Source organism: Bradyrhizobium sp. USDA 4449, assembly GCF_054056275.1.
This window is the reverse complement of record NZ_JBSRYD010000001.1, coordinates 5,017,479-5,031,672: the sequence shown is the minus strand read 5'-3', so window position 1 is coordinate 5,031,672 and position 14,194 is coordinate 5,017,479. Positions and strand designations below refer to the sequence as shown.

Annotated in this window: 7 protein-coding genes; 1 reads left to right on the top strand and 6 read right to left on the bottom strand. The window is 62.9% G+C overall.

Annotated features, from left to right (window positions below):
* Nucleotides 1-406 precede the first annotated feature (406 nt).
* Nucleotides 407-6,643, top strand: coding sequence for an AAA family ATPase (locus ACVIIW_RS23380; protein WP_456702884.1), 6,237 nt, complete (start codon nucleotides 407-409; stop codon nucleotides 6,641-6,643).
* A gap of 39 nt (nucleotides 6,644-6,682) precedes the next feature.
* Here the strand turns inward: ACVIIW_RS23380 and arfA are convergent, their stop codons facing one another.
* The 6 genes from arfA to ACVIIW_RS23350 are packed head-to-tail and all read right to left on the bottom strand — an operon-like array spanning nucleotide 6,683 to nucleotide 13,946.
* Nucleotides 6,683-8,227, bottom strand: a complete 1,545-nt coding sequence (gene arfA, locus ACVIIW_RS23375; RefSeq protein ID WP_456702883.1) for an arabinosylfuranosidase ArfA — start codon at nucleotides 8,225-8,227, stop codon at nucleotides 6,683-6,685.
* Entirely contained in the window at nucleotides 8,224-9,093 is an 870-nt protein-coding gene (locus ACVIIW_RS23370; RefSeq protein WP_456702882.1) for an ABC transporter ATP-binding protein, read from the bottom strand. The genes arfA and ACVIIW_RS23370 overlap by 4 nt, the downstream gene beginning before the upstream one ends.
* Nucleotides 9,090-10,121, bottom strand: a complete 1,032-nt coding sequence (locus tag ACVIIW_RS23365) for an ABC transporter ATP-binding protein (protein ID WP_456705243.1) — start codon at nucleotides 10,119-10,121, stop codon at nucleotides 9,090-9,092. The genes ACVIIW_RS23370 and ACVIIW_RS23365 overlap by 4 nt, the downstream gene beginning before the upstream one ends.
* On the bottom strand, nucleotides 10,121-10,984 hold the full coding sequence (locus ACVIIW_RS23360; protein ID WP_456702881.1) for an ABC transporter permease: 864 nt from the start codon (nucleotides 10,982-10,984) through the stop codon (nucleotides 10,121-10,123). Before ACVIIW_RS23360 ends, ACVIIW_RS23365 begins: the two co-directional genes overlap by 1 nt.
* A complete protein-coding gene (locus tag ACVIIW_RS23355; RefSeq protein ID WP_456702880.1) occupies nucleotides 10,984-11,988 on the bottom strand; it encodes an ABC transporter permease in 1,005 nt (334 codons plus the stop codon). The genes ACVIIW_RS23360 and ACVIIW_RS23355 overlap by 1 nt, the downstream gene beginning before the upstream one ends.
* A gap of 56 nt (nucleotides 11,989-12,044) precedes the next feature.
* Nucleotides 12,045-13,946, bottom strand: coding sequence for an ABC transporter substrate-binding protein (locus ACVIIW_RS23350; protein ID WP_456702879.1), 1,902 nt, complete (start codon nucleotides 13,944-13,946; stop codon nucleotides 12,045-12,047).
* Nucleotides 13,947-14,194: the final 248 nt, after the last annotated feature.

Here is a 14,194-nt window from a genome sequence, read left to right as displayed (position 1 = left end):
GACTAGCTGGGGTGCGGCCCGCTTCGGGGGCTTGATCCAGATCAAGCTCGGCGTTCGGCTGCTTGACGAAATCGGCGAACAAGCGCGCAGCTCAAGCTCGAAAGAAATCTCCGGCTTCGCGCGAAAGCTCCCGCTGCGGTGGTCGCTGACGCGTTTGATCTCCCTGAAGTTGCGATGCGGCCCCGCAAGGGAGCTCCGTTGCATGCCGCCTCGCCTCGTGTCGTCTCGTCGATCCGTTGACGCGATTAAGGCAAATGATACGATTTCACACCGATACGATTTCACGGTGTCCGGCCTCGTCGCGTCGGGGCGGCTTGTTGGGAGGGTGAGGCAGAGTACCGGGCGAGCCAGCTTCGGCTCGAACTTGAGCTCCCGTTTGGGCTCGGCGGCGGCATGGTCTACGAACATGAACCTTTCATCGTTTATGGGTGCCGGCTGGGCCCACGGTCCGCAGGTCCTCTCCGACGAAGAAGGGGTTCTGCTGTGCCGCACCTTCCGCGAACGCATCGACGGGGAACGGCAGATCGTGCTGGCCCTCGTTCCGGCCGCCGAGCACCCAAGCCCGCAAAGCCTCGACCGTCTGGCTCACGAATTTGCATTGAAGGACGAGCTGGACAGCGCGTGGGCGGCGAAGCCGCTGGAGCTGGTGCAGGACCATGGCCCCACCATTCTTGTCCTTGAGGACCGCGGTGGCGAGCCGCTGACCTGGCTGACCGACGCCCCCATGGAGATGGGCAGCTTCCTGCGTCTCGCCATCCAGATCGCCGCGGCGCTCGGCAAGGTGCATCAGCAGGGCCTGGTGCACAAGGACATCAAGCCGGCCAACATCCTGGTAAGCCGCGGCAAGGACAGCGTGCATCTCACCGGCTTCGGCTTCGCAACCCGCCGCCCGCGCGAACGGCTGTCCGCGGCTGCCGACGCGCAGATTGCGGGCACATTCGCCTACATGTCCCCCGAGCAGACAGGGCGCATGAACCGCTCGATCGACTCCCGGAGCGATCTGTACTCGCTCGGTGTCACCCTCTACCAGATGGTCACGGGCTCGCTTCCCTTCGTGGCGTCCGATCCGATGGAATGGGTGCACTGTCACGTCGCGAGAGAACCGGAGGCCCCGGCCAAGCGATCGAGCAACGTGCCGGCCGTGGTGTCCAGGCTGATCATGAAGCTGCTCTCCAAGATGGCCGAGGAGCGTTACCAGACAGCAGGCGGCGCCGAGCGGGATTTGCAGCGTTGTCTTGCGGAATGGGAGCTTCAGCACCGCATCGAAGACTTCCCGCTCGGCGAGCACGACACGCCCGACCGGCTGCTCATTCCCGAGAAGCTGTACGGAAGAACAGCCGAGTGCGAGATGCTGTTCGCCTCGTTCGAACGGATCGTCAAAAGCGGCGCGCCGGAACTGGCCCTGGTCGCAGGATATTCCGGCATCGGAAAATCTTCTGTTGTGAACGAGCTGCACAAGGTGCTGGTGTCCTCGCACGCCTTGTTTGCATCAGGCAAATTCGACCTGCATAAACGCGACATCCCCTACGCCACGCTGGTCAAGGCGTTCCAGGGCCTCGTTCGCCCTCTTCTCGGCAAACGCGAAGCTGAGCTGAGCGCGTGGCGCCAGGCCCTGCTCGGCGCACTTGGCCCGAACGGGCAGCTCGTCGTGGACCTGATCCCGGAGCTGAAGGCCATCATCGGCGACCAGCCGCCCGTTCCGGAGCTGCCGCTTCAGCATGCGCAAAGCCGCTTTCACCGCGTCTTCGAGCAGTTCATCGGCGTGTTTGCACGGGCCGAGCATCCGTTGGTGCTGTTCCTCGACGATCTGCAATGGCTCGATATGGCGACGCTCGAGCTGCTCGAGGATGTCTTGACCCGATCAGGCCTGACGCACCTGATGCTGATCGGCGCCTATCGCGACAATGAGGTGGACTCCGTTCATCCCGTCATGCGCATGCGTGAAGCCATCAAGGCGCGGGGACGGCGGGTTGTAGAGATCACGCTCGAACCACTTCGCCGCAGGCATCTCGGCCAGTTGCTTGCGGACACGCTTCGTTGCGAGCCCAGGCACGCAGCCCCGCTGATCCAGCTCGTGCACGAGAAAACCGCAGGCAATCCGTTCTTCGCCATTCAGTTCCTGTTCTCGCTGGTCGACGAAGGCCTGCTTGCGTTCGACCACGATGCTATCAGCTGGTCCTGGGACCTCGATCGCATTCACGCCAAGCGATACACGGACAACGTCATCGACTTGATGCTGGGGAAGCTGACCCGGCTTCCTGCAGCGACGCGTACGGCCTTGCAGCAGATGGCCTGTCTCGGCAATGTCGCCGAGGTCCCCGTGCTTTCCATCGTGCTCGGCATCTCTGATGAGCAGGTCAACGCCGACTTGTGGCCTGCCGTTCGCCAGGAGTTCGTGGAGCCGCAAGCCGGCACCTACCGCTTCGTCCACGACCGGTTTCAGGAGGCGGCCTATGCGCTGATTCCGGAGGAGGAACGGGCTGCGGCGCATCTTCGCATTGGTCGCCTGTTCGCCGCGCGAACTGCGCCCAATGCCGTCGAGGAGGACGTCTTCGAGATCGTCGGACAACTCAACCGCGGCAGGGCCTTGATCACCTCGCCCGAGGAACGCGTCAGGCTGGCGGAGCTCAATCTTTTGGCCGGTCGCCGAGCCAAGGCCGCTACGGCCTTCGCCATGGCCCAGAGCCATTTCGCGACCGGCGAGGCCATGCTGCCCCTGGATTGCCGGGAGCAGCATTACGCGCTCAGCTTCACGCTGGCGCTACAGCGCGCCGAATGCGAGTTCCTGGCCGGCGAACACGCCAAGGCGAACGCGCGCCTTGCCGAACTGGCACAGCGTGCGGCCACCCTGCCCGACCTCGCGGCCGTGACCCGATTGCGAATGGAGCCGAGCGATCGCGACATCGAGATTGCGCTCGACTATCTGCGTCGCGTCGGGATCGACTGGTCGGCGCATCCCACGCCGGACGAAGTCCACGGCGAATACGACCGGATGTGGCAAGAGATCGGCCATCGTCCGATCGAGGCGCTGCTCGAGCTGCCGCGGATGGCGGATCCGATCGCACGCGGGACGATGGACGTCCTCACCGTCCTGGTCTCGCCGGCCTGGTATATCGACGAGGACTTGCGCCGGCTCATCATTGGACGCATGGCCAATCTCAGCCTGCAATACGGCAACTCCGACGCATCGTGCCTCGCCTACATCGTGCTCGGCACCGTGCTCGGTCCCGACTTCGGCAACTATGACGCCGGCTATCGTTTTGCCCAGCTCGGCCTCGATCTGGTCGAAACCCGCGGACTGGACCGGTTCAAGGCCCGCGTCTATCTCGGCTTCGGAAGCTGGACCCGACATGTGCACTCAGGCCGTCCCTGGCTGAAGCGGGCCTTCGACGCTGCGCAGCAAGTCGGCGACGTGAACTACGCGAGCTTCACCCGACACCACTTCCTAACGCACCTTCTCGCCTGCGGCGATCCCCTCGCCGAAGTGCAGCGGGAAGCGGAGGCAGGCCTCGATTTCGCTCTCCGGGCCCACGTCGACCTTGCCGCCGATCGCATCGCCGGGCAGTTGCAGCTCATTCGGTCGCTGCGCGGCCTCACCACGAAATTTGGCGGCTTCGATGAAGCTGGTTTCAACGAGGCGCAGTTTGAGCGTCGTCTCGAGACCGAGCCATACCTGGAGCAGGCCGGGTTTTGGTACTGGACGCGCAAACTGCAGGCGCGCGTTCTCGCCAACGATCGTGCTGCCATCGTTGCCGCGGCAAAGGCCGGCAAACTGCTGTGGACATCGAAAGCCCTGTTCGACCGGGTCGAGTTTCACTTCTATGCCGCCTTGGCCGAGGCCGCATGCTGCGAGGCCGCAGAGCCGGGCGAGCGGGCCCGGCATCTCGATATGCTGATCCACCATCACCGCGTGCTCCAGCAATTGGCCGAGATCAGCCCGGAAGACTTCGCCGACCGCGCCGCGCTCATATCTGCGGAAATCGCGCACATCGAAGATCGCGAGCTCGATGCAATGCGCTTCTACGATTGGGCCATCGCCGCGGCGCACGCAAACGGTTTTCCCCACAACGAGGCCATCGCAAACGAGCTCGCCGGGCGTTTCTATGCGAAGCGCGGGTTCGAGAAGATCGCCTATGCCTATCTACGCGATGCCCATTACGGATTTCTTCGCTGGGGAGCCGAGCCCAAGGTAAGGCAGCTCGAACGTCTTTATCCACGGCTTCACGTCGCCGAGGACACCAGTTCCGGAAGCCGGCCGACCATCCAGCAGATGGACGTCACCACGGTGGTGAAGGCGTCTCAGGCCGTCTCAAGCGAAATCGAGCTGCCAAAGCTGATCGAGACGCTGATGAAAATCGTGCTGCAGAACGCCGGCGCCGATCGCGGCCTGTTGATCTTGTCGCGAGATGACGACTTCTGTATCGAGGCGGAGGGCCAATCCAGGGGCGACGAGTTCAGCGTCGTGATGAACCAAACCTCGCTCTCGTCACCGGATTGCCCCGAAGCCCTGCTTCGTTACGTCATTCGCACGCAAAAACCTCTCATCGTCGACGACGCATCGCGGCCTGATCCGCTTTACGGCGATGACTACGTGTGCCGCCGACACCCAAGGTCCGTCCTTTGCCTGCCGCTCCTGAAACAGGCCAAGCTCATCGGATTGCTCTACCTCGAGAACACGCTGACGACGCATGCCTTCACGCCGGATCGCGTGGCGGTGCTGGACCTGCTGGCCGCTCAAGCCGCGATCTCGCTGGAGAACACGCTGCTCTATCGCGATCTTCAGGAGCGCGAGGCCCGCATCCGCCGGCTCGTCGATTCCAACATTATCGGCATCCTGTTCTGGAACGGCAGCGGCGAGATCAACTACGCCAACGACGCCTTCCTGAACATGACCGGATATTCCAGGCAGGAACTGGTGTCGAACGCCGTTCGCTGGAAGGACATGACCCCGGCCGAATACCGCGATGAGGACGCGCAGCGGATCGAACAACTCAGAATGTCGGGACAGATCCCCTCGCGAGAGAAGGCGTTCATCAGGAAGGACGGCAGCCGCGTTCCAGTTCTCATCGGCTCCGCCCTGCTGGCCGCATCATCCGATCAATGCGTCTCGTTCGTGCTCGACCTCACCGCGCGAAAGCAGGCGGAAGAAAAATACCGCCTGCTCATGGAGCAGGCGCATGACGCGATCCTGATTCTCGACCAAGATGGCCTGGTGATCGAGGCGAACCGCACGGCTGGGGTGATGCTGGGACGGCCTCGGGAGAAAATCATCGGCCTCCCGTTTCGATCCATCCTCGTTCCGGCCGACGCGACGGAAGTCGCCCGTCTGCTGGCGCCGGACTCGGCGGGCTTGTTACAGCTTCGCCTGGATGGCCCCGACGAGAAGGGTCTCGATGTCGAAATGTCGGCCGCTCACGTCTCGACAGGCCGCCAGGAGCTGATCATCGTGATCGGCCGGGACATCAGCCAGCGTCTGCGTCTCGAGCAACAGCTGCGCCAGGCACAGAAGATGGACGCGGTCGGCCAACTCACCGGCGGCGTCGCCCATGACTTCAATAACATCTTGACGGTGATCACCGGAACGATCCAGATCTTGATCGACGATCTTGCGGATCAGCCCGACCTCCTCGCCATCGCCCACATGATCGACGACGCGGCGGCGCGCGGCGCCGATCTGACGATGCAGCTCCTTGCGTTCGCGCGCAGGCAGCCTTTGCAACCCCGCAACGTCGATGTCAACAATCTCGTGGTCGATACCACCAAGCTGCTGCGGCCGACTCTAGGCGAGCACATCGAGGTCGGCTCCACGCTGCAGGACGATTGCTGGCACGCGCTGATCGACCCGGGCCAGCTCTCGACCGCTCTGATCAATCTCGCCGTCAATGCCCGCGACGCGATGCCGGGTGGCGGCAAGATCGCATTCGGCACGGCGAATGTCAGCTTTGGTCCTGACAATGCGGGCCCGGACGACAGTCGCGGCGACTTTGTCCTGGTCACGGTGAGCGATGCCGGTTCGGGCATTCCACAGGTGATCCGGGACAAGATATTCGAGCCCTTCTTCACGACCAAGGAGCTTGGCAAGGGAACAGGCCTCGGATTGAGCATGGTATATGGCTTCATCAAGCAATCCGGCGGTCACATCAGAATCGATAGCGAAGAAGGGCTAGGAACGACCTTCAGCCTCTACCTGCCGCGCTCGACCCAGAGCGCGGAGTCTGCAAGCGTTGCGGCGAAAGGCGAGCTGCAGCGCGGCAATGAAACCATCCTTTTGGTCGAGGACGACGATCTGGTCCGTAAATACGTTGCAGCGCAGCTCAAGAGCTTCGGTTATCGCACGATAACGGCCGCCAACGGCCCGGAGGCCCTCGAGCTCGTCGACCGGGGCGCCGTCTTCGACCTGCTATTCACCGACGTCGTCATGCCTGGCGGGATGAACGGCCGCGAAGTTGCCGACGCCGTCCTTCAGCGGCGCCCCGGCCTGCCCGTGCTCTATATGTCGGGCTATCCGGAAGCCGCCATGATGCATGACGGTCGGCTGGACCCTGACGTCACCTTGCTGAGCAAGCCGTACCGGCCGGCAGATCTGGCGCATGCCATTCGTCAGGCCCTCGCCTCCCGGAAAGGTCCGGACGCCGCGCGTTGAATTCTCCATTCATGTCCGCGCCGGTACGAAGCGCTATGCTCAGCTTGCCGAGAGATGAATCACGTTCCAGGACGCGGGCTCGAGCGTCGCCTGCAATCGACCGCCGTCGAAGGTCACATCCTGCAACGGCGCCGGCTTGATCGTGTCCGGCGCATGCTTGGTATTCGTCGCCCTCAGATCATCGTGCCGGAGTTCAACTCTCTCGCTCACCTTCATCCGGCCGAAACGTCTGGCCTCGACGCTCACCTCCATCTCCTGCTTCAGATCGCGATTGAGCAGAAACAGCGACAGGCCACCGTCTTCGGTCGCCACCGCAGCGATCTTCAGATACGGCACATCAGGGACGGGAAAACTCTGCTCCTGGGTACCGCGGGGATCGTAGTACGATGAATCGTATGTTTCGGACTCCGCTTGCGTGCGGAGAACCTTGCCGCGGCCGAAACGGCTCAAATGCGCAAATGGGAAGAAGGTGGTCTGGCGCCACGCCTCTCCGCCCGTCTCGGTCATGATCGGCGCGATGACGTTGACGAGTTGCGCGAGGCAGGCGACCTTCACCCGGTCGGCATGATTGAGCAATGAGATGCAGGCGCCGCCGAAGGCGAGTGCGTCTTCCATCGTATAGATTTCCTCGAGGATCGGTGGCGCCACCGGCCAGCCTTCCCTAACCCGGTCGGCGCGATTGCGGCGGGTTCGATACCAGACGTTCCATTCGTCGAAGCTCAGCATCAAGCGCTTGTTGGACCGCCGCCTGGCAGCGACCGCGTCCGCTATCGCGACGACCTCGTCGATGAAGCTGTCCATCAGATCGGGGCTGGCGAGAAACGAGGCCGTGTCCTGCTTGTAATTGTTGAGATAGGTGTGGAGTGAAATGTAGTCGACGTGATCGAAGGTGTGCTCGAGGACCGTGTCCTCCCACTGGCCGAAGGTCGGCATGTTACGCCCGGAGGACCCGCATGCCGCCAGCTCGATGGTTGGGTCCACCCAGCGCATCATCTTGGCGGCCTCGCGCGCGAGCGCTCCGTAATCGTCGGCGCTCTTGTGCTCCATCTGCCAGGGCCCGTCGACCTCGTTGCCGAGGCACCACAGCTTGACGCCGTGCGGCTTGTCCCAGCCGTGGGTACGACGCAGCTCGGACAATGCCGTGCCGCCGGGATGGTTGCAGTACTCGACCAGGTTGCGCGCGGCATCGCCCCCGCGGGTGCCGAGATTGACCGCCATCATCGGCGCGACGTCCGCAGCGCGGCACCAGTCCATGAATTCGTTGGTGCCAAAACTGTTCGGCTCGGTGCTGAACCAGGCAAGGTCCAGGCGTGCCGGCCTCGTCTCCTGCGGACCAACGCCGTCCTCCCAATTGTAGCCCGAGACGAAATTGCCGCCGGGGTACCGGATGAGCGTCGGGCCAAGCTCCTTCACCAGGGCGAGCACGTCCTTCCGGAACCCCCTTTCGTCTGCGGTCGGATGGCCCGGCTCGTAGATGCCACCGTAGACGCATCGGCCGAGATGCTCGACGAAGGCACCGAACAAGCGGGGGTCGGTGTGACCGATGGCGAAGTCACGGTCGATCAGAACTCTGGCTTTCCTCATGCTGTTCTCTCGGGGGCCGCGGGGCCGATGGGACCGTTGATGCCGGGATTGACGTTTGCCGTAGAGTCGCTCACCTCAGGTAATAGCACGGCTTCGCGCAATTGTTGCGTATAGGGATGTCGCGGCGCCTTCAGCACCGTTCTCGCATCACCGCTTTCGACCACACTGCCCTTCTGCATGATCATGATGCGGTCGCTGATGTAGTAGGCGGTCGCCAGGTCATGCGTGACATAGATGATCGATATCCCGAGGTCGTCCCTCAGAGTCTTGAACAGATTGACGATGGACATCCGCAAGGAGGCGTCGATCATGGAGACCGGCTCGTCCGCCACGATCAATTTTGGCTCGGCGAGCAGCGCACGGGCAATCGCGACCCGTTGAAGCTGCCCGCCCGATAGCTCGTGCGGATATCGATCGCTCACCTCCTTGAGCGATAGCCCCACTTTGTGCAGCGCCGCATCAACGGCCGCAGCCGTGCTATCCTCTGCCGTGCCGGAAAACCGGCGTCGCGTCATAAGCAGATACCGCTCAACGCGCTTCAGGGGATTGAAGCATTCGAAGGGATTCTGAAAGATCGGCTGCACCTTGTGCATGAATGCCAGCCGGCCGGCACTGCCGCTGATAGCCGCAAGGTCGGCACCATCCAGCAGCAGTCTGCCGCTGGTTGGGGTTTCCGTGTTCAGGATCATCCGGGCAAGGGTCGTCTTGCCGCTGCCGGATTCGCCGATGATCGCCAGGATCTCGGGTCGCCCGACACCAAGCCGGAAGCTTACCGTGTTCACCGCGACGATCGTCTCCCGCGATAACAACCCTCCGCGGAAGAAGGTTTTGCTGACCTCCATGACGTCGAGCAGCACATCATTCATGCCCGTACGCCCTGGTCTACGGCGAAGCATGCAACGCGATGCCCGGGGGCGCTTTCACGCATCACCGGGGTCTCCCGGCGACAAATCTCGCCTGCAAGCGGACACCGCGGGTGGAAACGGCAACCAGACGGCGGATCGGCCAGATTTGGCGGCGCGCCGCCAAGACCCTGGCGCGGCGCGTCGTCACCGATGCGTGGAAGGCTCGATATGAGATGCTTGGTGTAGGGATGCAGGGGATTGCCAAAGATCTCGGTGGTCGCGGCTTCCTCCACGAGACGGCCGGCGTACATGATGGCCAGTCGGTCCGTGAACTGCGCGTGCACCCCCATATCGTGCGTGACCAATAGAACCGACGAGCCAGTCTCGCGCTGAATGCCCCTGAGCATGCCGAGCACCTCCTTCTGCACCACCACGTCGAGTGCGGTGGTCGGCTCGTCGGCAATGATAAATCCGGGACGGCAGATGGTCGCAAGGGCCAGCGCGGCGCGTTGTCGCATCCCGCCTGAGAGTTCGTGTGGAAAGGCGGTGAGGACAGAGGGATCAAGTTTGACCCGGGCCAGATGGGCGACCACCTGCTGCTCGAACCGCCTTCGGCTACCGCCGATATGCGGGTAAGCGAAATCGACGAACGAGGATCGGACCCGACGCACCGGATTCAGCACGTTCATTGAACCCTGCATGATGTAGGACAGGTGCCGCCAGCGTATGCGCTCCAACGCCGCCGGCGGCGCGCGATGCAATCCGTCGTAGCCGGGCAGGAAGGCAAACTCCATGCTGCCGCCGACGATCTCGAGCGGAGGCCTGATCGCGCCTGCGATGCTTTTGACGAGCGTCGTCTTGCCCGAACTCGATTCACCAGCGAGACCGTAGATCTCGCCGCGGCGAACAGCGAAGCTGACACCGTCGACCGCCCGGATGCCGCGCCTGAGGCCGGCTTGGCTGGTCTGGTAATAGGCTTGCAGGTCGCGAACGCTGAGAAGCGGCTGGGCATCTTGATCCCGGTGCGGCTGCTCAGCGTAGGCGTGTATCACGAGGCCCCTCCAACGCTCCAGAGGCGGCTTCTCGGATCGATATGCGCGTTCACCGAGACCGCGAGCAGGAAGAGCCCGATGAATGCCATGACCACCGTGATGGTCGGAAAAGCGATCCACCACCAGATGCCCGCGACCATCGCCGTGTGCTGATTGGCCCAATAGATCATGCCGCCGATCGTCGGCGTGTTGACATCGGTGAAGCCGAGCACGGCAAGCGTCACCTCGAGTCCGATCGACCACACCATGTTGTTCATGGTCGTGGAGAACAGGATCGGCATGACATAGGGCAGATGCTCCTCGGTCAGGATCTGCCGCGTGCTCATTCCGGAGAACAGGCTGGTCTGGGTGAATTCGCGCTGCCTCAAGCTCATGACCACCGAACGAATCAGCCGCGCGTCGTAAGCCCAGCCGAAACAGGCCATGATCAGCGCCAGCATCAACCAGGAGATCCGGTCACGCATCACGAAATAGAACAGCACCAGGATCGGCAACAGCGGGATGACGATGAAGGTGTCATTCACGGACATCAGGACGCGATCGAGCCAGCCGCCCTTGTAGCCACTGATCAACCCGACGGCGAGCGCAACAAGGCGGCTGACCAGGGCCACCGTCCCCCCAAACAGCAACGTATTCCGGATCGCAAAGCTCAACTGCCAGAACACGTCCTGACCGCGCGATGTCGTGCCGAACCAGTAAGTCAACGACGGCGGCAGGTCGGGCGGTACCAGATAGACGCTGTCAGGCGGATATGGCGAGAAGCTCGCCAGCACGGACAGCAGCAGGACGACGGCAACCAGCGCGACCCCAATCCGGAACTCGGCCCTGTAGCGCAAGAGGTCGCGGAGAAAGACCGCCATCAGCCGACCTTCACCCTGGGATCAAGCAGTGGATACAGAAGATCGATCGCCAGCACGCCAACCGATACGCCGAGGATCGAGACGGTGGTGACGCCGAGGACCAAACCGTAGTCACCGGCATAGACGGCATCGACAAGGAGCGAGCCGAGCCCGGGATAACCGAACACCTTCTCGGTGATCACGGCACCGTTGAAGATTCCGCCCAGCGACATCGCCAGGCCCGTCACCTGCGGCACGAGCGCGTTGCGCATTACGTAGGATGTCAGGATGCGCCAGGACTTCACGCCTGCAAGCTCGGCATAGACGACGTAGTCCTCCGCCAGGACGTTGGAGACCAGCGAACGCATGCCGAGAAACCAGCTGCCGACACCGATCAGGATCAGCGAGAGCGCCGGCAGGATCGCATGTTGCAGCACGCTCCACACGAATTCGGGTGTCAGGGTCTGTGGCAAATTCATCGTCGCCCCACCGCTGATCGGGAGCACCGGCCAGATGAAGCCGAACAGGATCAGCAGCAGCATGGCCAGGATGTAATAGGGGATCGGATGAAGACCCATGGCGATCACCCCCAGCAGCTTCAGCCCGCGGCTCTGCCGGTAGTAGCCCGCAAGTCCACCCAACAGATTTCCGAGCACCCAGGCGACGAGGGTCGAGACTGCGAGGAGGCCCGCCGTCCAAGGCAGCGCGCGTCCGATCAAGGTGCCGACGGGGGTCGGAAAGGCGGACAGCGAGGGGCCGAAATCGGCGCTCAGGATCCGCTTCCAGAAGGTCAGATATTGCTGAACGGGCGTGCCGCCGAGACCATAGAGCTCGCGGAGGGAATTCCGCATCTGTTCGATCGCATCAGGCGCCGTGTTGCCAAAGGAGGTCACCGCCGAAATCGATTGCTCGACGGGATCGATCGGCGAGGCATGCGTAACGAGATAGGCGATGTTGATGCCGATGAAAACGACGAGCAGGAACTGCGCGAGCCGGCGGCCGACATAGCCGGCGTACCCGCTCAAGGCAGCACCCGAGATGCTCGACAAGGTCGTTGCGGGCAAAGCGGGATCATCGCGCCCTAGCTGGCCGGCTTCAGCCGGACGAACATGTAGCGAGAATTGCCCCAGTTCGGCACGGGATTGGTGTAGGGATTCTCCGCGGTCGGAAAACCCGTCCAGTAGGTCTGATCCATCGCGGTGAACACGTTGTAGGCCATCAGCGGGATGGTCGGCATCTCCTTCACCGCGAGCTTGACATAGTCCTTGCCGAGCTCGATCGATTTGGGATCGTCGAAGCCGACCGTGCGGATCTCCTCGATGATCTTGTCGAGCGCGGGGCTGGACCAGCGCTGCCAATTGCGCAGCGGCTGCGGCTTGCCCGGCTCGGCGACGAATTGCGAATGCCAGCTGTCGAGGAAGTAGGACAGGTCCGGGTGGCCGCCCCAGGTCTCGACGCTCCAGCCAATGAAAGTGTCGAAATCGCCGGCCGCCCGCCGTGTCGGCAGCGTTCCTTGCGCGACATCGATCTTGGCGTCGATGCCCGCCTGCTTCCACAGCTGCACGATCATCGTCCCGGCCCGCGTCATCACCGGACGCAAATCGCCCTCCACCATGACGCGCACGCTGAAGGGCTTTCCATCCGGCGTGATCCAGGCAGCCCCGCGCTTGCTGAAGCCGGCCTTTTCCAGCAGCTCCTGCGCCGCGACCGGATCCGTCTTCCACCAGCCCCTGCCGAAGGCCTTGGCGATATCAGCCGGATCGGCCGGAATCTGGTCGCCCATGGACGGCCGCAGCATGTCGGCAATCTGCTTGCCGATTGTCGGGTCATACGGCTTGATCTTGCGCTTGCCGGTATCGATCTCGAAACTCTCGAGCCAGTCTTCCATCGGCGCGTGGTAGGTGGCCGGATGGGTTCCGGTCGGCGGCACGCCGATCGCCGATATGGTAGCGGCGCCGCGATAGGCTGCCATCGCCACGGCCTTGATGTCGATCAACAACGCCAGCGCCCAGCGGACGTCCGGATTTCTAAAGTTCTCATTCTGCGTGTTGAAGATCACCGCGGGAAGCGTGGGATCGGGATGGCCATAGGGGAATCCCTTGAACCAGGCCCGCGTCGTCTTGCTCTGCTTGGCGAGGGCAAACATGCCCTCCGGCGCGATGTCGTGGATCACGTCAAGCTCGTGGTTGAGCTGCGCGATCACCCGCTTTTCGGGCGGGCCGGGGTCGACATAAGCGAGATATTTGGGACCCGGCTTGCCGAAGCGCGCGAGCGTAGTGCGCTGCCAGTCATCGCGAAGCTGCCAGATGTACCATTTGCCATCAGGATCGTAGCTATGCAGCACGTAGGCGCCCAGCGAGACAGGCTTATTGAAATCGAATTTGACGGGATCCTCGACCTTGTCAAAAACATGCTTGGGGAGGATCCATATGGCGCCCCAGCGCACCGTGAAATTGGTGTGGAAGCGTGAATTGGGCTTCTTGAGCTTGAACACGACGGTGTGCGCATCCGGCGCATCGACGGAGGCGACGTTGCTCGTTAGCACCGCACTGAAGCGCATCGCCGGATGCTTGATCTGGGTCATTACCGTCGCGACGACATCGTCGGCCGTGAACTCGACGCCATCGCTCCAGAAGATGCCGCTGCGCAGCTTGACCGTCATCTCGGTGAAGTCGGCATTGTATTGCGGCTTGTCGGCGGCCAGCGAGTTGTCCCAGACGCCGTCGAGGCCGCTCTCGGGATCGATGTACCAGAGCGTATCGAGCGCGGCCTGCTGCAGGCCGTTGCTCTGCGAGCTGGCATTGATCACCCAGATGTTGAACCAGCCGGCGTTCTTGACCGTGCCTTCCGGGTTTTCCAGGATCAGCAGATCCTTCCTCGGAATGTTTTGCGGTATCCCCTGCGCATGGCCGGGAACCACCGATGCGAGCACCAGCGACCCCAGCACACCCGCGGCCAGCAGCAATGCACGAATGCAGCGCATGATGTCCTCGCGGCACAATTCGTCCCGACGCCCGTTTTGACGCGATGCTAGAGGCGCCGGAGTCACGGGACAATAGGAATCTTGCAGGGCGACGATGGTCGCCGCGGGTTTCCGGCCACATCGCCGCCGCAAGCACCGACGGTCCATGCGCATCCGCTGACGTCGCGGCGGCCCTCGCCTTGCTACGGGGCGAGCCGCCAACGGTGGCGATCGCCGATCGCGCTGTCGCTCTCCATGCTATGGCTGCT

What these genes read in the sequence shown, in the direction of transcription:
- ACVIIW_RS23360 (WP_456702881.1), bottom strand. Translation starts at nt 10,984, where the DNA reads ATGGCGGTCTTTCTCCGCGACCTCTTGCGCTACAGGGCCGAGTTCCGG.
- ACVIIW_RS23370 (WP_456702882.1), bottom strand. Translation starts at nt 9,093, where the DNA reads ATGAATGATGTGCTGCTCGACGTCATGGAGGTCAGCAAAACCTTCTTC.
- ACVIIW_RS23350 (WP_456702879.1), bottom strand. Translation starts at nt 13,946, where the DNA reads ATGCGCTGCATTCGTGCATTGCTGCTGGCCGCGGGTGTGCTGGGGTCG.
- arfA (WP_456702883.1), bottom strand. Translation starts at nt 8,227, where the DNA reads ATGAGGAAAGCCAGAGTTCTGATCGACCGTGACTTCGCCATCGGTCAC.
- ACVIIW_RS23380 (WP_456702884.1), top strand. Translation starts at nt 407, where the DNA reads ATGAACCTTTCATCGTTTATGGGTGCCGGCTGGGCCCACGGTCCGCAG.